Genomic DNA, 18,618 nt, shown 5'->3' on the forward strand with positions numbered 1-18,618 from the left:
CAACATTAATCCCCAGTACGCAATGGCTTACAACAATCGCGGGAATCTTTACCACGAACAGGGGAAACCCGACCTCGCCCTGTCCGATTTCAATCAGGCGCTCAACATTAATCCCCAGTACGCAATGGCTTACAACAATCGGGGGAATCTCTACAAAGAACAGGGGAAAACCGACCTCGCCTTATCCGATTTTGATCGGGCGATCGAGATTAATCCTCAATACGCCGAGGCTTATAACAATCGGGGGTTTCTTTACCACGAACAGGGGAAACCCGACCTCGCCCTGTTCGATTACAATCAGGCGATCAACATTAATCCCCTATACGCCCTGGCTTACCTCAATCGCGGGAATCTTTACCACGAACAGGGGAAACCCGACCTCGCCCTGTCCGATTTCAATCAGGCGATCGAGATTAATCCCCGAGACGCAATCGCTTACCTCAATCGCGGGAATCTTTACCACGAACAGGGGAAACTCAACCTCGCCCTGTTCGATTACAATCAGGCGATCAATATTAATCCCCGAGATGCCGACGCTTACTACAATCGGGGGGTTATTTACGCCGGACAGGGGAAACCCGACCTCGCCCTGTCTGATTACAACAAAGCGATCGAGCTTAATCCCCGAGATGCCGAGGCTTACGTCAATCGGGGGATTCTTTATTACCAACAGCAGAAACCCGACCTCGCCCTGTCTGATTACAACAAAGCGATCAACATTAATCCCCGAGACGCAATGGCTTACCTCAATCGGGGTATTCTTTATTACCACCAACAGCAAGAACCTGATCTCGCTCTGTCCGATTACAACAAAGCGATCGAGATTAATCCGCAATTGGCCCTGGCTTACGGCTTTCGGGGGATTCTTTATTACTCTCGACAAGAAACGGAAAAAGCGATCGGAGATTTCCGACAAGCCGCCGAACTGTACCGCCGGCAAGGAAACGCGGCGGTCTATGAAAAGGTTATGGAAATCCTACGGGAATTGGGCGCGGTCTAGTCCTTTTTCTTGGGTTGAGCAAATCAATAGGTTAAAGAAAACCTCTCAATTTTAGGGGAAAGGGAAACCCAACAGCCAACACCTCAATCTGTCGGAATCGGCGATCGCAAATTTTGCCAGCTGCATTAACGAAGTCTAAGGCGGCAATCTCGCTGCCAACCCTGATAATAAAGCTGATCGTGGCTTGGGAGCAATTCCGTTATAATAGGGGTCAACTTAATATCGTTAGCAACGCAGAATGAGGATTTCACCATGAGGATTCCATATACATATTGGAAAGAATCAGATGGGATGTTCTTGGGCTATTTGAATGAATTCCCAGATCATTGGACCCAGGGTGTTGACTTAGAAGAATTAATCGAAAACTTGGTCGATCTCTACAAAACATTTACTAGGGAAGAAATCCCCGGAATCAAGAGAGTTGCAGAGTTTGAACTCGCATGAAAAGACATGATTTAATTGCACAATTAGAGCAAGCTGGCTGCTATTTGATTAGACGTGGAGGGAAACACGATATTTACCATAATCGAGATACTGGAAAAACAGAACCAATTCCCAGACATCGAGAAATTAATGAGCGATTGGCTAAAAAGATTATCAAAAGTCTTACTGGTGACAGATAAATTCACAGTGCAAATCAAACAAGGCTACAAGGAAGCAAAGGAGCTATGGAAAAATGATTACTGTAGGATTTTAAAAAGGGCGATCGCTATTTCAATCCTCTTATTTTTTTGTTGGGTTTCCTTCTTGATCTTGAGAATCGCAATATCAACTGATTTTGGTAGATAATTGAGATTAGATTTAATCATTATTCTTCAATTAAATTAAAATCAATTCGTTGATAAATATCCATCAGTGAGATTTGGAAATCTACAGAATAAAACCTTAAAGTATCCTTGTCTGATTCATAAACTTTAAATAACCATTCTCCATTATCTTGTTTATAAAATTGTTCTACATAATAACGATATTGATCAATCAAAATATATTCCTTAAAGTCAGGAATTGAGCGATAAAATTTAAACTTATCAGTGCGGTCATAATCTCTAGTTGATTTTGATAAAACCTCGACAATGATTAACGCATTAGTTACAGTATTTGTGCCTTTTCCTTCATATAATGGTTTGCCTTTAATCACCATTACATCAGGATAAGTATAAAAGCGATATGTCGGCATCCATAACCGGACATCACTCATGAAAGTCCAATAATCTTCATTGTTAATCTTAGTCGGAAAATTTTTATAAAAATTACCAGCAATCAGATTATGATTAGTAGTTGCTCCCGTCATAGGAATAATTTCTCCATCTAGATATTCATTTTTGTATTCTGCTGTTTCTTCTAGCTGACAATATTCTTCGGGTGTATAATACCGTTTTTCGACTTGAACTTGCATACTAACCTCCCTTATCTTGGTTAAATTCCCATTCAATAGCAACTTTAATATTAGCTTGTGTTGAACCTTTTGTCACTAAATAAATCCCCGTTTTACCCCCAACTTGTAACTCAAATCCTCAAGTAACCTGACTGGGTGGACTTACTTAGGAAACTCCTTGTTTAATCGAATTTAATAATAATTGTACATAGTCATTGACAATATTAGTAACTCCTGTTTGAAAAATTTTTGTTCTTTCTTCTATATTCTCGAACTGAATATAAATTTTTACACCATCGGAGGCTTGTATTTCCGTGATTTTTATTGAGATTTTATCCTAACCTCAATTCGTACATACCTACTAATGCTAACCGTTCAGGGGGTGGTTGTCAAGCCGCCATTAGTATTGATTCTGTGGAAGGACTCTCCTGGGGTAGTATAAATGTAGAGGGAGAAACATTACCTGTCCAGATGCGAATCGCCGAGCGCCATCAATTCCAGGATTAGATTCCAAGGTAGCAGGCCGTAGCTTGAAAAATTCGCTAAAATATATATAATTAACTTGATCAGATTATTTATAAAGTCTGTTTAACAGCTAAAGCTAATAAAGTTGATTTTGAAGCCGATGACCAAAGAGCTACTCATAGAAATCAATCGAGAAGGAAACATCGAACTTCCTCCTGAAGTTAAAACCCGCCTCAACCCAGGAGATAAATACATGATTTCCCTGACGGAAGACTCCATCATTCTCAAAAAAGTTCATCAAGATAAAGTCAATCTAGAGCAATTCTTTGAGCGACTAGAAGCAATGGAACCAGATGCCAATCAACCGACTCCGGCTGAGATTAGCCAGATGATTAAAGAAGCTCGCCAAATTAGACGCACCAACTCATGAAAGTTGTTCTAGATGTCAATGTTTGGATTTCAGGATTGTTGTGGGGAGGAGTTCCGGGTAAAATCTTTAAATTAGCTAAAAATCAAAGAATTACAATCTTTGCCTCCCAAAAGATCTTAGCTGATATAGAAGATACATTAGAACGACCCAAACTCCAATCTCGAAAACAATATTGTGGATATACAACAGCATACCTGATGACTATCGTTTAAGAACTTATACAACCTTGTGTTGACAGACTACTAGAAGTTCCTCAACTTAGAGATCCAGATGATGCTGTTATTTTAGCGAGCGCTATAGTTATTCAAGCAGAAGTTATTATTACAGGAGATTTAGATTTACTAGCATTACATGACTTTGAAAATATCCCCATCATTACTCCTCAAGAATTTCTTAGTCGCTACTTTAATGAGTAGAGAAGAGGAGTAAGGTAATTAATTGACGATTTAAACCAGGAGAAAAGAGAAGTTTGACCGACAATAATTGCTATGATTACTGTAGGATTTAAAAAAAGCGATCGCTATTTCGATACTCTTATTTTTTTGTTGGGTTTCCTTACGTCAACCCAACCTACAAGAGAGTCCGTCGGTTGGGTTGAGCGAATCAATAGGTTAAAGAAAACCTCTCAATTTTAGGGGAAAGGGAAACCCAACATCCAACACCTAAATCCGTCTGAATAGGCGATCGCTTCTCATGGCTTTTTGTGGGGTTTCCTTGGGTCTATAATACATAGATAACACAACTGACTTGCTTACATATCAATGAAAATTGAACGTAAAACCTATAGAGATGGAAACTTGTATCCTGAAGCCTTCAATTATTTAAAATCTCTTCCAGAAAATATCGATTATCATAAAGCCCATATTGAACGTCATCCACTTTCTATTTACGATCTATCAATACAGAGAGTTATGAAAGCATTGGCTGAAATTTTAGATGAAATAGAGCGAATAAATCATGCTTTATTTGATGCTGAAGGTCGTCTCGATTATTCATTAGCGAAACTGCCTATCTTACAAAAAGAATTACTAGAGGCTTTAATGGCTCATATTGATGATTGCTACCGTATTCTTAAGGTTCTCCATCCTTATGATAGTTCCAATCAAGTCAAATATAATGATAAGTGGCTAGATAAGGCTAAAAATCCTGCAAAAAAAGACTTTGAAAATAATATTAAAGATTATAAAAACTTATTGTCCCCTATTGTTAATAAAATCAAGCATAATGGCGGTCAATTACGTTCTATCGTAATTTACTCACGGGATCGCAGAATAGTCACAAAGCCGATCAGGAAAAAAATTCAAATTTTTCCCAGAGATGCTCGTATCGTAGGATATTTCTTGGAAGGAGTTCATCCTAATGGCAATATCGGACCCGATATCGAAATTCATCCTAATGGAAAATCGGCTATTTCTTTAAACCGTGATTTGCGTTATCATTTTGCCAATTTATATCGAATCGGTCGTCATTTAAAGAACGCTATCGTAAAAACCGTACATCACGTCGAGACAATAGACTTGCCGTATCCAGGTTCGATTCGACATACAAGTTGTCAATATGATCTAGAGTCAATCGCAGAGAAAATAAGTAATTTGCCATCTTTGTTTTATCAAAATGAATTTGACAAGGAAACTCCTAATATCCAATTCTATCGCAATCCTAAAGATACGGAGTTAATTCTAGAAACGCCTGGCTCTCGATACATGAATTGGGAGGGAGAAGTAGCAATCTTTTGTCAAATGCAGGTAGATCCTGTTTCTCGTACATATCAACTACCTTATTGGTAAAATCAGAGTAACTCCAGATCAGTAATGCGATAACTATCACCTACGAGGGACAAGCGGCAATCATCAGCACAGAGGGAAGATTAACGATTTCCTGTTCTCATATTACGATCGGTGATCAGCTAGTCCGCATTCAAGTTCTAGTTGAGACAAGGTAAAACGAATATCAAATTCAGATGCACAACAGCTTACCCAATCCGCTTTTAACAGTAGGATTGACTCCTGACTCCTGACTCCTGACTCCTATCTCCCTGACTCCTTTAAACATTTCTTTTTTTCTCAAACCATGTTTGTAATAATTCCCCGGATTCCTTGGCTAAAATTCCCGCGATTACCAGTAAACGATGGTTAGAAAAAGGACTATCCATAAAATTAGCCACAGTGCGGATAACTCCTGTTTTGGGATCGTCAGCACCGTACACTAATAATCCTAATCTAGCCTGAATGATTGCTCCAGCACACATGGGACAGGGTTCGAGGGTGACGTAGAGGGTACAATCATTTAAGTGCCAATTGCCTAACACTTGACTAGCGGCACGAATCGCCAGAATTTCAGCGTGAGCGGTGGGATCATGGTGTTTTTCCTTGCAATTAGCCCCTTGAGCGATTAAATTGCTCTGTTTATCCACGATAACCGCTCCCACAGGTACATCACCCCTGTCCCCCGCAGTTGCCGCTAAATTTAAAGCTAACTGCATCCATTGCCGATGTTTCTCATAGGCTTTTTCGTCAATAGACTTTAGATAGTCCCACATTTAGCCAATAAATTATCTAATTTTTTCTGACCATCCAAAGCATACAAATCATCACAACCACCGATATGTTCATTATTGATAAAAATCTGTGGTACACTGCGTTTACCGTTAGACCGTTCCGCCATGGCTTGACGAGCGCTTTCATCCCCATCAATCTTGTATTCGGTGTATTTTACCCCTTTCCAACCCAGCAACCATTTAGCACGAATACAGTAGGGACAAGTTGCCCACGTGTAAATTTCCACATTGGCCTTGATATTCTCGTTATAACGCCCAAAAAGCGAGTTAAATAGATTTAGCATCGTTCTTACTAAGTAGTTAGGTGTTAAAAACTGTCCGATGCCCCCCTTATTAAGGGGGGATTAAGGGGGGATCGACACCCCCCTTATTAAGGGGGGATTAAGGGGGGATCCATCTTCAATTTAATTATAACCAGCTACTTACTCTCCTATTTATCTTTATTTTATGGATTCTGCTACCAAAAAAGCCCAATTACGCAAACAACTAATTGCCCAAAGACGATCGCTTCCTAAGCATATTTGGCAAGAAAATAGTCAGCAACTTTGCAAAAATTTACAATCTTTACCCCTCTTTCAACACGCTAAAACCATTCTCGCTTACTTCAGTTATCGTCAAGAGCCGGATTTAAGTTCCTTATTTTGTCAACACCATCGCTGGGGTTTTCCCCGTTGTGACGGAGATAGCCTGACTTGGCACTGTTGGACTGCCGACGATCCCCTAGAATTAAATCGTTATGGCATCTATGAACCAACAGCGATCGCTCCTCTCATTTTACCGACCGAAGTGGACTTACTGTTAATTCCCGCCGTCGCTTGCGATCGCCAAGGTTATCGCTTAGGTTACGGGGGAGGTTATTTTGATCGTCTCCTACATTCCCCCGAATGGCAAGCTATCCCCTCGATTGGGATTGTCTTTGACTTTGCCTATCTCGATACCCTTCCCCTCGATACTTGGGACCAAAAATTACAGGCAATCTGTACCGAATCAAGAACCGAAATTTTTTAACAATTATTTCCTTTTGTGTGATCGGTTTAACTTATATAGGAGCGATCGATCTTTGTGTCCTTTGTGTCTTTGTGGTTCGTTCTGGTCGTTCGCTGGCACTGTATCTTAGAATACATTTTACCCACCGACTACTCATATATTAAGTTTTATTGAATCCGATCGACCCTTAAGATAGCTTTGCTAGGATGAAGTTCGCATCAAGAGATGTTTAAAGTAATCACCAGAAAAAGTCAACAGGGAAGCAATGAAACACTTTCACGAACCATGGATTCAAGAATGGTGTCAAGAAAACGGCTGGACAGAGCTATTTCTCGAACGCTACAGTAATTATTGGGCATTCCCTCCCAATGCCGTCATGCCAGAACCAATTCCCACCAAAGTGTTACAAAATATTAAGCGTCAAAAAGGTCTATCCCCTGCCGAAAAACTTTGGTTAGGAATGGCGATTGGATTGACTGTGACAGCTTTAATTCTCTGTGTCATCCTCGCTTGTCCTATGCCTATAGTTCTCGCTTTCGCTTTTGATGCTGTCACCGCAGCGCGATTGGAAGTGGAATATTAACCGGGCAAAAATTGAGCAGCAAAAACCTAAACAGGGGGAGATTTTTCCGAAAGTCTTCCCCTTGACTGCGTTTTTCCAGACAGGGACGATCGATCTGTCTTGAATCAGTAATCGGTGATTAGTGGTCAGTAGGAGAATAGAATATTAAGTGAGCAGTATTCAATGGCAGTTTTCTGCTGTCTTTTCACTGATTACTGTTTACTGTTTACTGATAACTGAAAAGTCCCCATGTCCGAATCTCGTCGCTTACAGTTTACCCCCGATCTGGAAATTTGTCGTATTTTGAACGGAATGTGGCAAGTTTCAGGCACCCATGGTTCGATCGCACCCCAAAAAGCGATCCCTAGTATGTTCTCCTATCTAGATGCCGGTTTCACCACTTGGGATCTGGCCGATCATTACGGTCCGGCTGAAGATTTTATCGGTGAATTTCGTCGTCAATTAGTCGCTCAAAGGGGTATTGATGCTTTAAATAATCTGCAAGCTTTCACTAAATGGGTTCCCCGTCCGGGTAAAATGACTAAGGAAATAGTCGCAAAAAATATCGCTATTTCCCTGCGTCGCATGGATGTGGATAGTCTCGATTTATTGCAGTTTCACTGGTGGGATTATCGCGATAAAAATTATCTAGATGCCTTATATTTTTTAGGGGAATTACAACAGGAAGGCAAAATTAAACACCTAGCCTTGACTAATTTCGACACGGAACATTTAAAAATTATTCTCAGCGCCGGGATTACAATAGTCTCCAATCAAGTCCAGTTTTCCCTGATTGATCGCCGTCCCCTCGTCAAAATGGCGCAGTTTTGCCAAGAACATAACATCTATCTCCTGGCCTATGGTACTCTAGCAGGAGGCTTATTAGGAGCTAAATATCTCGGTCATCCTGAACCCAATGCCATGAGTCTCAATACCGCTAGTTTACGGAAATATAAAAACATGATCGATGCTTGGGGAAACTGGCAATTATTCCAAGAATTATTAACTGTTCTTAAAGCGATCGCTGATTCCTATCATGTCACCATTCCTAATGTGGCAGTGCGTTACGTTCTTGAACAAAAAGCCGTAGCTGGAGCAATTATCGGGGTGCGTTTGGGTGTTGCTGAACATATCGCAGAAAATGCCCGTATTTTCGATTTTCAATTATCTCCCCAAGACTATCAAAAAATTGATCATGTCTTGCAAAAATCCCAGGATTTATTGCAGTTAATCGGTGATTGCGGTGATGAGTACCGTCGTTAACTGAAAAGGTGAATAGTTCTATCCCTATTCAATCCCTATCTAGAGGAAAAGTTGTCTATAAGTAGGTAGGTGTTAAAAATTCTCAGCTTTCCCCCCTTATTAAGGGGGATCCCCCCGCCTATCGGCACCCCCCTTATCAAGGGGGCAGGGGGGATCGGCACCCCTCTTATTAAGGACTGATAACTGATAACTGATGACTGATAACTGATGACTGATAACTGATAACTGATAACTGATAACTGATAACTGAAAAGAGGCTAATGATGAGATTTGAACAAGCAATACCCGATGATCCCGCTAATCAATGGCGCTATCAATTAGATCAATTTGTGCAAGAAAATCAACAGGAATTAGCCGGTTTAATGTGGGGTTTACTCTCGGAATGGGGAGAAGATGCTCAAGAAACCCTAGGCATCGATCTTAAACCTCAGCCTCATTTTGTCTGTTGTTCTAGGGAGTCCCTAGAGAAATTAAATCGCAAGGTTAATTGTAAAATTCAAGAGATGCTTGGGATTATTTATCGCTATAATCCCAGGGAAGAAGTGGCTATAGTCGCTATCGGTGATGGTCAGGTAAAATTGATTTATTTTCAACCCGATCTTTCCCCCCCTGAATGTTTTAATCGCCTCGAAGTCGATCTTGATACCCTCATTCAACAGTTAGAGTCCAAAATGCTGACGGAAATCCAATCTTTCCCAATTTGATGCCGATTGCCAGCGCAAAAAGTTGGCAGGTTGTCCCACTGATAAACCCGCTAATCCGATCGCTTTTCTGGGGGATTCTGTGCCTAGAAGAATCGCCGTTTCTAAATCACATATTCCCCAGTTAACTAAATTGGCTACTCCTTGTAATAAGGGTAAGGTTGTTCCCGCTAAAGTACCGTCAAAAAGTCTTGCTGTTCCCTGTTTGACTTCAATTTCTCTCTCGTCCCAAGGATAGACACCATCCCCTAAACCAATCGGCGCTAAAGCATCACTAACTAAGAAAATTCCTTGATGATAATTACTGGCTTTTAGTAATAATTCTATCATGGTTGGATGGATGTGTTGACCATCGGCAATTAACCCACAATATACCTCGCGATTGATAATTGCTTCCCCTAATAAACCTGGTTGACGATGATGTAAAGGAGGCATGGCATTAAAGGCATGAGTAACCATTTTTGCCCCTTGGAAAAAGACTTTTTTGGCTATTTCTTGACTCGCTTGCGAATGTCCTAAACTGACGGTAATTCCTCGATCGCTTAGGTATTTAATCACCGTACCGCTACTATCTAATTCTGGTGCTAGAGTGATAATTTTTACAATCGATAAGTAGTTCCCAAAAATTTTATCTACTGTTTCTATACTTGGGTTTAAAAGATATTGTCCCGGATGCGCTCCCCTTTTTTCATAGTTTAAAAATGGTCCCTCTAAATGTACTCCTAAAACCTGGGCGCTCGCTCGATTTTCCTGTTGCTGTTTTTCGATATATTTGGCAATTACTGAGAGGGATTTTTGAAATTTCTCCACGGACGTGGTGACTAGGGTGGGAAGATAACCATCAATTCCTTGATTCCCCAGATAATCGCTAATATTATCTAATTTTTCTAGATCTGTTATTTCTAAGTCAGGAAATGCTAATCCTAATCCTCCGTTGATCTGTAAATCTACTCCTCCTAAGGATAGCCAATCCCCTTCCATATCGATAATCTTTTCCCCTTTTTTCCTTCCCCCCATCTCCGTGATTCTCTCGATCTTTCCCGCAGCATTTATCTCTATTTGTTGTCGATCCTGATGGGCGGGAATTCTAGCGTTAATTAGGGTTATCATAGCAGCAGAAAACTAATTTTTTTTTATTATAATCTCAAAAAAAACTTTTTTTTTGATGATGCTTGACAAGGGAGCATTTTTTTGAGATACTTTTTTATATAATGGGAATCTTTGCGTTTAGCTATGAGTGCTCATGTCCAATTATATAAAAACTGATCATAAAAAAATAGTACCATAACCCGACCGCTCTCTGTCCAGAGATTGTAAAAATACTTTACAAAATAATTACAGCCTTTCTCTGGCGGTTCTTAGGAGGGAGTGACTGTCAAAGGGAAAGGCTTGTCCTATAATAAAATTAAGACTATATAAAAACTACTTTTTTAGCAATAAAAGAGTAGCAATCTCAGGGATTAGGGAGGGGTGTATGTTTTTTAGAAACATAGGGAAACAAACTCAAGAACCGCGTCGTATTATTATCGGAGATGTGCATGGCAATTTTCAGGCACTTTTGCGACTATTAAACCGAGTTGCTCCTGATAGTGAGGATGAGGTTTATTTTCTGGGGGATTTAATTGATCGAGGAGAGCAGAGCTTAGAAGTGGTGGATTTTGTCATCAAAAATAACTACCAGTGTCTCCTAGGAAATCATGAATATATGCTCTTAAAAGCTTTAGCAGGAAAAGAAGTTTCTGAAAGATGGTTAAACGGTTGGATCGAGAGTGGCGGGGCGGCGACACTACTAAGTTATAATAACAATATACCCGCCGAGCATATCAATTGGTTCCAATCCCTACCCGCTTATTTAGACCTAGGAGATATTTGGTTAGTTCATGCGGGAGTACACCCAGAATATCCCCTTGAACAGCAAACAAACGAGGAGTTTTGTTGGATTAGAAACGAATTTCATACCATGACCCAACCCTATTTCAAGGATAAACTAATTATCACAGGTCATACTTTAACCTTTACCTTTCCTGATGTCAAACCGGGACAACTAGCTCGCGGCAGCGGTTGGCTAGACATTGAAACTGGGGTTTATCATCCCCAAAGTGGTTGGTTAACTGCTTTAGATTGGACAAATCAATTAGTTTATCAAGTGCAGGATCAATCTAAAAATTGTCGCACGATCCCTTTAGAAAAAGCGGTGGTTAATCTAGACCTTGACAAGATTTCTCGTTACTCCTCCGGGGAAAGCTCATCTAAAGCGCTGAATCTTTAATAGTGATCAGAAAAGAGAAGCGATAAAACCAGAAGGATCGGTTAAAATAGTTGATAATCTGATTAATACCCTTTTCTAATGACCCTTGAACTCTTATACCAGGCCTTCATCGAAACAATTCAACATCCTGATCATGAGATAAATCTAGCTCGGGCAGCTCTACAAATAGCCAATTTTGAATATCCCCGTCTCAAGATTGATCACTATTTAAATAGGATAAACTTAATGGCTGACGAGGTAAAAAAACGCCTACCCGATAGATTATATCCTTTAAAAATAGTCAAGGTTATCAATCAATATTTGTTTGAAGATTTACAATTTACCGGTAATACCCAAGAATACTATGACCCCCGCAATAGCTACTTAAATGACGTAATTGATCGCCGCACTGGTATCCCACTCACTCTCTCGATTATCTATTTAGAGATTGCCAAACAGATAGATTTTCCCATGGTAGGAATTGGTATGCCAGGGCATTTTATTATCCGTCCCGATTTCGAGGAAGTAGAAATCTTTGTCGATCCCTTTCACGGTGGTGAAATCCTATTTAAACAGGACTGTCAAGAAAGATTAAGTCAAATTTATCAACAGTCAGTTAAATTAGAAGAACATTTTCTCAATATTGCTACCAATCAGCAAATTTTATTACGTTTGTTGACTAATTTAAAATATATTTACCTGAATCGTCAACAATGGTCTCAGACAATTCGGACAATAGATCTACTACTTTTGCTCATTCCTAATCATCCCCTAGAGCTGCGCGATCGAGGTTTAGTTTACTATCAAATTGGACAACTCAGCCAAGCGCAACAGGATTTAGGCTTCTATCTCGCTCTCCTACCCAACGCTCAAGATGCAGAATCCATTCGACAATTATTGCAAAAAATTAACTCTTAAGTCGCCAATCAGTTATCAGTTATCAGTTATCAGTTAACGGTATTAAATGAGGAGTATTAAATGACATTAATAGTGCTGTCTTTTCACTGATTACTGATTACTGTTCACTGAAAAATCCCCCAATCCTTTACTGATAAATGATAACTAAAATGACTATTAGCCCTTCCGTAACCGCAAAAAAACTCAAAATCGGTCAACTACGAAAAGTCCATCATATCGCTTTCAACGTCAAAGATATGGATGCCTCTCGTCATTTTTATGGGGAAATATTAGGATTAGAGGAATTAGTGGGGGAAAAAATTCCCAGTACCTTAAAAGAATTAGTTGCCCAGGGAAAAGTGGCCAATTTTATCACCCCCGATGGTACAGTAATTGACCTATTTTGGGAACCAGATTTAAACCCTCCCGACGACAATCCCGAAATCGCTTTTACCCGTGCCAATCATTTAGCCTTCGATATTGCCCCGGAATGCTTCGATTTTGTCCTAGAAGTGCTACAAAGTCAGGGAATTACCATTGCTAGTGGACCCGTAACCCGGCCGACTGGGAGAGGGGTTTACTTCTACGATCCCGATGGCTTTATCGTCGAAATTCGCTGTAATCCGGCATCTTAACGACTCAGAGGGCGAAAATTGCCACGAAAAACCAAAAAAGTTAGGATAATCGCTAATATAATCGCTGTTATCGCAATTAGAGGCAGAGAAATCTGTTTAACAGCGATCGCCAAAAAAGCCCAGATAAACACCCCGATAAAAGCCCGATCTTTTCTTTTTAAACCGACTAAAATCGCGATTATCGCCCCGATAACTAGGATTATTACCGTCCAGATCTGGTCAGTTAGACCCCATCGCTGCCAGTCGATCCAATCTAGCACCGAAGCGACATTGACAATCGTGGCCACGCTAATCCAAGCGAAATAAATACTAATAGGAGCATTAACTAATAAACCCTGTTTACGATTGACAATCAAGCGATTAATTTCTAAGCGAAGATAAAGCCGGATGAGAGGAATTAAAATGCCTAGCATTGCCAGTAAAGACAGGGTAAAAAAACGCAATTGAAAGAGAATTACCCAGAGAATCTGACAAGCACTAGCGATGGCTAATTCGTAGCCTAACCGACGCAAACGCGGTTCAGTTTTATTAAAAGCCAAAGCTTGGTAAATTCCCAGACTAATTAAACCCAGATAAATTAATCCCCAGATCGCAAAAGCATAATTGGCGGGAACAATTAAGACATCTTGAAAAACTGTATTCGAGATAGCCCCGATATTTTCGCCCTTGAGAGGAAAAATATTAGCGAAAATATTGGTAATAAAAGCCCCTAGAATAGCAAATAAATTTAGTTCTTGTCGGAGACGATCTCGATCAAAATTCATAGGTCAATCAAAGACGGAAAACATCATTTCGCCCTGGGCGGCCAATTGCCCATCGACTCTTGCTTCCCCTTGCATTTTAGCAATTTTATTCATCTTGAAGGATAATAATTCCACCGTCATGATTAATTGATCCCCCGGCACCACAGGACGACGAAAACGGGTTTTATCAATGCCAGCGAAGGCAAAAAATTTCCCTTTCATCCCGGGTAATTGGGTCAAAATCACTCCCCCCACTTGGGCCATGGATTCAACAATTAACACCCCCGGCATCAAGGGACGACTGGGAATATGACCGGGGAAAAAAGGCTCGTTGATCGTGACATTTTTTAGGCCAACGGCTTTTTTACCTGGTACATAGTCAATAATCCGATCGACCAGGGCAAAGGGATAACGATGGGGCAGTAGTTGGCGAATTTCCTCGACGGTAAAGGTAGTTTTTATGACTGGTTCCAACTCGGTTAAGGCTTCGGTAACGATGGTCATGCAAGTCAAAAATTACAAGTGAGATCAGACATTATCTCACAATCAGTTATCAGTGATCAGTGATCAGTTCACTGGAAATGGCTGACAGCCTTTTTAATTGGGCATTTCAGTTAAACGAGCATTTTGATAATAATGGCTGAGAATGCGGTCATAGGTCACTCCTTGGTCAGCGAGGGAAAAAGCACCCCATTGACTTAAACCGATCCCATGACCGAAACCGCGACCATTGATGGCAAAAGTACCGTTATTAGCTGAAATCGTGAATAGGGTACTACGCAGCTCGAGGAATCGCCGTAATTGGGTATCAGAGATTAATTTAGAGCCTTGATCGCCCACTATACGCATTCTAATCACTCGTCCGTGGGGAGTGGTTCTTTCGGGAGATAGCGATCGCACGCGACCGACACCACCGATTAAACGGCCTAATTCCCCGGCGCTAAAGTTTTTTGACCATTGGAATACCGGGGCGACTTGGTCGTAATCGACGACACCGCGCAGGTAGGGTAAGGGGGAATTCCAAACATCCTCGACATTTTCCGTATGACCCCCGGAGGAGGAGTGAAACACCGCTAGAATCGGTTTGCCGTTGAAACTCATAATTTGTCCGGCGGTGGCCTTAACTGCCTCGTGGGTGCTAGTAAACTCGCTTTCTAGACCCTTATAAACTTGGGTGCGGGTGGTAGTATCGAGATCGTAGATGCGATTACCAGAAGTATTCATTTGGTAGAGAGCATAGGTACGCGCCGCCACGGATTGGGCTTTTAAGGCCTCTTGCGGCCAGGAGGGAATCGCCTCCGCACCGACGACACTATAGAGATATTCCTCTAAATCGACTAAATTTAGGGCTGTCACCCCAGAACCCTGCCGAATGATCCTTGTTCGTCCTCGATACCAGCGATCGTTAATCCAGACGTAACCATCATTCTCCGGTTCGATGATCAATTGACTGGCCTGCCAATCGGCCAAACCCACCGCTTTTCCTCTGGGATTAGCATTGAGGGCATTCATGGCGGTCAATTCTCCTAGGACTCTCCCGGCCCCATCTTTCACCACAGCATCGGTGGAACTACCCACGGAGACGGCGCTAACACCTTTACTGATGGCAATGCGTAATTCGACAGCAGCTTGGACTGGAGCGATAATCAAAGCCCAAAAAACTAGGATGAGCCAGCTATGAGCAGGCAGGCGCTGCAGGTAACTACCCAGCAGCCTTGCTGTGTGTTTATTGGTCATGGGGGTCGGACTCCTCACACAATCGATCGATAATCAATTTTAACCGGACTGGGATTTTTTGGCTACTCCAGTCTAGAAAAATTTTTCCCCTGTCACTTTTTCCCGATGGTCTGACAATTTTTCTCTCCTCTGGCCCATGAATGGGCAAATTGCCCTATTTTGTCCGATTAATCGGGATTTATTAGGTTTAGTCGATTATTCTAACTAGGTAGGTGTTAAAAATTATCATATTTCCCACCTTATCAAGGGGGGATTAAGGGGGGATCGGCACTCCCCTTATCAAGGGGGGATTAAGAGGGGATCGGCACTCCCCTTATCAAGGGAGGGATTAAGGGTAGGGTTGATTCATGAATCAACCCTAGGAAAGTGGGGAAAAAATCCATAACTGGGTTTTTGAAGTTCGATCGAGAGTTAGTCGTAATATTAAAAGCGGATTCGGTATAACATCTTGTCAATAAGTATTGTTATAATAATGACATCAATTAAGCTATAGTCGCCTATGTCTGAACAATTGATCGCTAGGCTTGCTAATGCCTTTAAACCAGTTCCTTTACCTGCCGGTAGTCCCTTTTATGTGGATCTAAAAGCAGTGAGAGCAGATGCCGATGTTTGTCAAGATTTGGGCAGAAAAATTATTCGTGCGCTGCCAACAGAGTACACCCATCAACTCTACACAGGCCATCGAGGAGGGGGGAAATCAACGGAATTATTGCGGCTGAAAAAATATCTAGAGCAAAACAATTGTTTTGTTGTTTATTTTGCCGCAGATGAAGACGATATCGATCCAGAAGATGCTCAATATACAGATATTCTCATTGCCTGTACGCGCCATTTATTAGAACAACTAAAACAGGCTAATTCAACCCCCTTAAAAAACTGGATAAAATCCCGTTGGCAGGATTTAATTGATTTAGCTTTAACAGAGATTAAAGTGGAAGATGTCAAATTAGAAACGGGAGACTTGATTAAATATTTTGGTAAATTGTCTGCGGCGATTCGGGCAATTCCCAGTCAAAGACAAGAAATAAGAAATAAAATCAATCCTCATACTGTTACGCTGTTAACAGCACTAAATGAGTTTATTGATAATAGCAAAACTGTCTTAGATGATTCAACAAAATTAGTGGTAATTGTTGATAACTTAGATCGCATCGTACCGATATATCGGCGAGATCATAAAACGAATCATGATGAGATTTTTTTAGATCGAGCTAATCAATTAAAGGGGTTAAATTGTCATTTGATTTATACTATACCTATTTCAATGGCCTATTCTAATCGGGCCAATGATCTACGCGATATTTATGATAATGACCCGATGGTTTTACCGATGATTATGATCCGCAATCTTGATCGTACTATTAATCCTGATGGTATGGCAAAAATTAAGGCTATTATTGAGAAAAGAACGCAGCAATTTTTACCGAAGAAAAAGCTAGAAACAGATATTTTTGAAAATCAAGAAGTTCTGGAGCGATTATGTTTAATGACTGGAGGTCATGTACGAAACCTAATTTTATTAATGCAAACCGCTTTAGATCATGTGGATGCTTTACCTATTACCGCAAAAGCTGCTCAAAGAGCAATAACTCAAGCTAGAGATGTCTATCAGAGAACAGTAGAACACGAGCAGTGGAAAATTCTAGCTAAGGTATATCGTACCAACGAAATTCAAAATGATGAAGCTCATCGTAAATTATTATTCAATCGTTGTATTTTACAATATGCTTATTTTGATGCAGATGCAGAGTTAAAAAGTTGGTATGATGTGCATCCTTTAATTACCAAAATTAAGGAGTTTAATGATGAATTATGAATGATAAATTATGAATTATGAATGATGAATGGGGAGCGGGAAACAGGGAACAGGTGAGAAAATTAGTGTACCTCATAAATCTGAATACAGCTATATATAATAATGACAAACCAAAAATTAAAACCCTTAACTAACTTTCAGGAATCGGATTTTGAAGGATTGCGAGAAGAGCAACCCCTAACAGCAGCAGAATCCTATCAAGCATTACTGCGATCGCTGAGACGAAAAAATGGCTTTAATTTACTCTTTGTTCGCTGTTCTCCCGTGCAAGCTGATGAGATTATTCGGGGAATCAGTCAAGATTTACCTAATAAAAATATTCAAGTCCTGCAACTTGATTCAGAAACCGATAATTTGTATGAGAAAATTGTCGATCTACCAAATTATACCAATCTAAACATTCTTTTTGTGCGCGGTTTAGAAAATGCACTACTGCGCTACGAAGAAGCGGAAAGTGAAGGCTATTTCTTGTCGAGTCAAAGTCCGGTTTATGGGGGAACCTGGGCCGGAGTTCCTAAGATTTTAGGCTATTTAAACCTATCTCGTGAGCGATTTGAGCGGCAATTTCCCTTTACTTTAGTATTCTTATTGCCGGAATTTGCCTTGCGGTATTTTATTCGTCGTGCGTCGGATTTTTTTGATTGGTATTCGGGAGTTTATGAATTTCCGACGGATAAGGACATATTGGAAAGAGAAATTGAAAGACTGGTTTATTTAGACGGCGATCTCGATACCTATAAGCAATTCACTCCCCAACAACGACAGGAAAAGTTAGCCGAAATTAAGGCCTATTTAAGCGATTCCCCATCTCTCGATCCTATTAGAGCATATGAATTGTGGAATGAAAAAGGCTTAATTCATGCAATGGGAAAAGAATACGAACAAGCGATCGCATCCTACGATCGAGCTTTAGAAATTAAACCCGATTTCCATGAAGCTTGGTACAACCGAGGGATTGCGTTAGGTAATTTAGGCAGATTTGAACAAGCGATCGCATCTTATGATCGAGCTTTAGAAATTAAACCCGATTTCCATGAAGCTTGGTACAACCGAGGGATTGCGTTAGCTAATTTAGGCAGATTGGCAGAAGCGATCGCATCCTACGATCGAGCTTTAGAAATTAAACCCGATTTCCATGAAGCTTGGTACAACCGAGGGATTGCGTTAGGTAATTTAGGCAGATTTGAACAAGCGATCGCATC

21 protein-coding genes and 2 pseudogenes are annotated in these 18,618 nt (G+C 40.7%); 15 read left to right on the plus strand and 8 right to left on the minus strand.

The window, feature by feature from the left end:
* The 3 genes from PN470_RS08880 to PN470_RS08885 all read left to right on the plus strand — a co-directional run.
* A partial coding sequence (locus tag PN470_RS08880) for a tetratricopeptide repeat protein (protein ID WP_272104332.1) occupies positions 1-1,000 on the plus strand: 1,000 nt, incomplete at its 5' end.
* A gap of 252 nt (positions 1,001-1,252) precedes the next feature.
* Positions 1,253-1,444, plus strand: a complete 192-nt coding sequence (locus tag PN470_RS22135; protein ID WP_334310430.1) for a type II toxin-antitoxin system HicB family antitoxin — start codon at positions 1,253-1,255, stop codon at positions 1,442-1,444.
* On the plus strand, positions 1,441-1,623 hold the full coding sequence (locus tag PN470_RS08885) for a type II toxin-antitoxin system HicA family toxin (protein ID WP_071821128.1): 183 nt from the start codon (positions 1,441-1,443) through the stop codon (positions 1,621-1,623). The genes PN470_RS22135 and PN470_RS08885 overlap by 4 nt, the downstream gene beginning before the upstream one ends.
* 185 nt (positions 1,624-1,808) lie before the next feature.
* Here PN470_RS08885 and PN470_RS08890 read toward each other — a convergent pair whose 3' ends face one another.
* Together PN470_RS08890 and PN470_RS08895 are read right to left on the minus strand one after the other, a co-directional pair.
* Positions 1,809-2,396, minus strand: a complete 588-nt coding sequence (locus PN470_RS08890; protein WP_103112253.1) for a Uma2 family endonuclease — start codon at positions 2,394-2,396, stop codon at positions 1,809-1,811.
* Between the two features lies 1 nt (position 2,397).
* Positions 2,398-2,493: pseudogene (locus PN470_RS08895) on the minus strand (CU044_2847 family protein); the annotation flags it as partial.
* A 507-nt stretch (positions 2,494-3,000) separates the two neighbouring features.
* Between PN470_RS08895 and PN470_RS08900 the strand changes: the two are divergent.
* The 3 genes and pseudogenes from PN470_RS08900 (at position 3,001) to PN470_RS08910 (ending at position 5,057) form a co-directional block, all read left to right on the plus strand.
* Positions 3,001-3,270 carry a hypothetical protein gene (locus PN470_RS08900; protein ID WP_103112254.1) on the plus strand — a complete coding sequence of 90 codons (270 nt, stop codon included), beginning with the start codon at positions 3,001-3,003 and terminating at the stop codon, positions 3,268-3,270.
* A pseudogene (locus PN470_RS08905) lies at positions 3,267-3,686 on the plus strand (putative toxin-antitoxin system toxin component, PIN family). The gene PN470_RS08900 and the pseudogene PN470_RS08905 overlap by 4 nt, the downstream one beginning before the upstream one ends.
* A 345-nt stretch (positions 3,687-4,031) precedes the next feature.
* On the plus strand, positions 4,032-5,057 hold the full coding sequence (locus PN470_RS08910) for a hypothetical protein (protein ID WP_002731837.1): 1,026 nt from the start codon (positions 4,032-4,034) through the stop codon (positions 5,055-5,057).
* 257 nt (positions 5,058-5,314) lie between these two features.
* Here the strand turns inward: PN470_RS08910 and tadA are convergent, their stop codons facing one another.
* Together tadA and grxC are read right to left on the minus strand one after the other, a co-directional pair.
* Positions 5,315-5,809: a tRNA adenosine(34) deaminase TadA gene (tadA, locus tag PN470_RS08915; RefSeq protein ID WP_024968786.1), complete on the minus strand. Its 495-nt coding sequence runs from the start codon at positions 5,807-5,809 to the stop codon at positions 5,315-5,317.
* Entirely contained in the window at positions 5,794-6,111 is a 318-nt protein-coding gene (gene grxC / locus PN470_RS08920) for a glutaredoxin 3 (RefSeq protein WP_002751734.1), read from the minus strand. The genes tadA and grxC overlap by 16 nt, the downstream gene beginning before the upstream one ends.
* A 163-nt stretch (positions 6,112-6,274) precedes the next feature.
* On the opposite strand from grxC, the gene PN470_RS08925 reads away from it, so the two are divergent.
* The 4 genes from PN470_RS08925 to ccmS all read left to right on the plus strand — a co-directional run bounded on the left by PN470_RS08925 (position 6,275) and on the right by ccmS (position 9,343).
* A complete protein-coding gene (locus PN470_RS08925; protein WP_002751733.1) occupies positions 6,275-6,835 on the plus strand; it encodes a 5-formyltetrahydrofolate cyclo-ligase in 561 nt (186 codons plus the stop codon).
* A gap of 244 nt (positions 6,836-7,079) precedes the next feature.
* Positions 7,080-7,397: a hypothetical protein gene (locus PN470_RS08930; protein WP_002733676.1), complete on the plus strand. Its 318-nt coding sequence runs from the start codon at positions 7,080-7,082 to the stop codon at positions 7,395-7,397.
* A 228-nt stretch (positions 7,398-7,625) separates the two neighbouring features.
* Entirely contained in the window at positions 7,626-8,639 is a 1,014-nt protein-coding gene (locus PN470_RS08935) for an aldo/keto reductase (RefSeq protein WP_272104335.1), read from the plus strand.
* Positions 8,640-8,902: 263 nt separating this feature from the next.
* Entirely contained in the window at positions 8,903-9,343 is a 441-nt protein-coding gene (gene ccmS / locus PN470_RS08940) for a beta-carboxysome assembly chaperone CcmS (protein WP_103112259.1), read from the plus strand.
* Here ccmS and nagA read toward each other — a convergent pair.
* Entirely contained in the window at positions 9,299-10,450 is a 1,152-nt protein-coding gene (gene nagA, locus PN470_RS08945; RefSeq protein ID WP_271936080.1) for an N-acetylglucosamine-6-phosphate deacetylase, read from the minus strand. The two genes, ccmS and nagA, sit on opposite strands and share 45 nt — an antisense overlap.
* A gap of 364 nt (positions 10,451-10,814) precedes the next feature.
* On the opposite strand from nagA, the gene PN470_RS08950 reads away from it, so the two are divergent.
* From PN470_RS08950 to PN470_RS08960, 3 genes are all read left to right on the plus strand, one after another.
* Positions 10,815-11,609: a metallophosphoesterase family protein gene (locus PN470_RS08950; protein WP_002751729.1), complete on the plus strand. Its 795-nt coding sequence runs from the start codon at positions 10,815-10,817 to the stop codon at positions 11,607-11,609.
* Positions 11,610-11,687: 78 nt separating this feature from the next.
* Positions 11,688-12,506: a SirB1 family protein gene (locus PN470_RS08955; RefSeq protein WP_271936084.1), complete on the plus strand. Its 819-nt coding sequence runs from the start codon at positions 11,688-11,690 to the stop codon at positions 12,504-12,506.
* Between the two features lie 149 nt (positions 12,507-12,655).
* Positions 12,656-13,120, plus strand: a complete 465-nt coding sequence (locus PN470_RS08960) for a VOC family protein (RefSeq protein WP_272104337.1) — start codon at positions 12,656-12,658, stop codon at positions 13,118-13,120.
* On the opposite strand, the gene PN470_RS08965 is transcribed toward PN470_RS08960, so the two are convergent.
* The 3 genes from PN470_RS08965 to PN470_RS08975 form a co-directional block, all read right to left on the minus strand.
* A complete protein-coding gene (locus PN470_RS08965; protein WP_272104339.1) occupies positions 13,117-13,884 on the minus strand; it encodes a tryptophan-rich sensory protein in 768 nt (255 codons plus the stop codon). The genes PN470_RS08960 and PN470_RS08965 overlap by 4 nt on opposite strands.
* 3 nt (positions 13,885-13,887) lie before the next feature.
* On the minus strand, positions 13,888-14,367 hold the full coding sequence (gene fabZ / locus PN470_RS08970) for a 3-hydroxyacyl-ACP dehydratase FabZ (RefSeq protein ID WP_002734156.1): 480 nt from the start codon (positions 14,365-14,367) through the stop codon (positions 13,888-13,890).
* 93 nt (positions 14,368-14,460) lie between these two features.
* A complete protein-coding gene (locus PN470_RS08975) occupies positions 14,461-15,600 on the minus strand; it encodes a SpoIID/LytB domain-containing protein (RefSeq protein WP_272104341.1) in 1,140 nt (379 codons plus the stop codon).
* Positions 15,601-16,099: 499 nt separating this feature from the next.
* On the opposite strand from PN470_RS08975, the gene PN470_RS08980 reads away from it, so the two are divergent.
* Both PN470_RS08980 and PN470_RS08985 read left to right on the plus strand, forming a co-directional pair.
* Entirely contained in the window at positions 16,100-17,416 is a 1,317-nt protein-coding gene (locus tag PN470_RS08980; RefSeq protein ID WP_272104343.1) for a P-loop NTPase fold protein, read from the plus strand.
* Positions 17,417-17,518: 102 nt separating this feature from the next.
* On the plus strand, positions 17,519-18,618 hold a 1,100-nt coding region (locus PN470_RS08985), incomplete at its 3' end, for a tetratricopeptide repeat protein (protein ID WP_272104345.1).

This window comes from Microcystis sp. CS-574 (genome assembly GCF_028329095.1).
In the GTDB taxonomy this organism is placed as follows: Bacteria; Cyanobacteriota; Cyanobacteriia; order Cyanobacteriales; family Microcystaceae; genus Microcystis; species Microcystis ichthyoblabe_A.

Excerpts from the sequence above, each read along its gene's own strand:
- PN470_RS22135 (WP_334310430.1), top strand. The coding sequence starts at position 1,253 with ATGAGGATTCCATATACATATTGGAAAGAATCAGATGGGATGTTCTTG.
- PN470_RS08885 (WP_071821128.1), top strand. The coding sequence starts at position 1,441 with ATGAAAAGACATGATTTAATTGCACAATTAGAGCAAGCTGGCTGCTAT.
- PN470_RS08890 (WP_103112253.1), bottom strand. The coding sequence starts at position 2,396 with ATGCAAGTTCAAGTCGAAAAACGGTATTATACACCCGAAGAATATTGT.
- PN470_RS08900 (WP_103112254.1), top strand. The coding sequence starts at position 3,001 with ATGACCAAAGAGCTACTCATAGAAATCAATCGAGAAGGAAACATCGAA.
- PN470_RS08910 (WP_002731837.1), top strand. The coding sequence starts at position 4,032 with ATGAAAATTGAACGTAAAACCTATAGAGATGGAAACTTGTATCCTGAA.
- tadA (WP_024968786.1), bottom strand. The coding sequence starts at position 5,809 with ATGTGGGACTATCTAAAGTCTATTGACGAAAAAGCCTATGAGAAACAT.
- grxC (WP_002751734.1), bottom strand. The coding sequence starts at position 6,111 with ATGCTAAATCTATTTAACTCGCTTTTTGGGCGTTATAACGAGAATATC.
- PN470_RS08925 (WP_002751733.1), top strand. The coding sequence starts at position 6,275 with ATGGATTCTGCTACCAAAAAAGCCCAATTACGCAAACAACTAATTGCC.
- PN470_RS08930 (WP_002733676.1), top strand. The coding sequence starts at position 7,080 with ATGAAACACTTTCACGAACCATGGATTCAAGAATGGTGTCAAGAAAAC.
- PN470_RS08935 (WP_272104335.1), top strand. The coding sequence starts at position 7,626 with ATGTCCGAATCTCGTCGCTTACAGTTTACCCCCGATCTGGAAATTTGT.
- ccmS (WP_103112259.1), top strand. The coding sequence starts at position 8,903 with ATGAGATTTGAACAAGCAATACCCGATGATCCCGCTAATCAATGGCGC.
- nagA (WP_271936080.1), bottom strand. The coding sequence starts at position 10,450 with ATGATAACCCTAATTAACGCTAGAATTCCCGCCCATCAGGATCGACAA.
- PN470_RS08950 (WP_002751729.1), top strand. The coding sequence starts at position 10,815 with ATGTTTTTTAGAAACATAGGGAAACAAACTCAAGAACCGCGTCGTATT.
- PN470_RS08955 (WP_271936084.1), top strand. The coding sequence starts at position 11,688 with ATGACCCTTGAACTCTTATACCAGGCCTTCATCGAAACAATTCAACAT.
- PN470_RS08960 (WP_272104337.1), top strand. The coding sequence starts at position 12,656 with ATGACTATTAGCCCTTCCGTAACCGCAAAAAAACTCAAAATCGGTCAA.
- PN470_RS08965 (WP_272104339.1), bottom strand. The coding sequence starts at position 13,884 with ATGAATTTTGATCGAGATCGTCTCCGACAAGAACTAAATTTATTTGCT.
- fabZ (WP_002734156.1), bottom strand. The coding sequence starts at position 14,367 with ATGACCATCGTTACCGAAGCCTTAACCGAGTTGGAACCAGTCATAAAA.
- PN470_RS08975 (WP_272104341.1), bottom strand. The coding sequence starts at position 15,600 with ATGACCAATAAACACACAGCAAGGCTGCTGGGTAGTTACCTGCAGCGC.
- PN470_RS08980 (WP_272104343.1), top strand. The coding sequence starts at position 16,100 with ATGTCTGAACAATTGATCGCTAGGCTTGCTAATGCCTTTAAACCAGTT.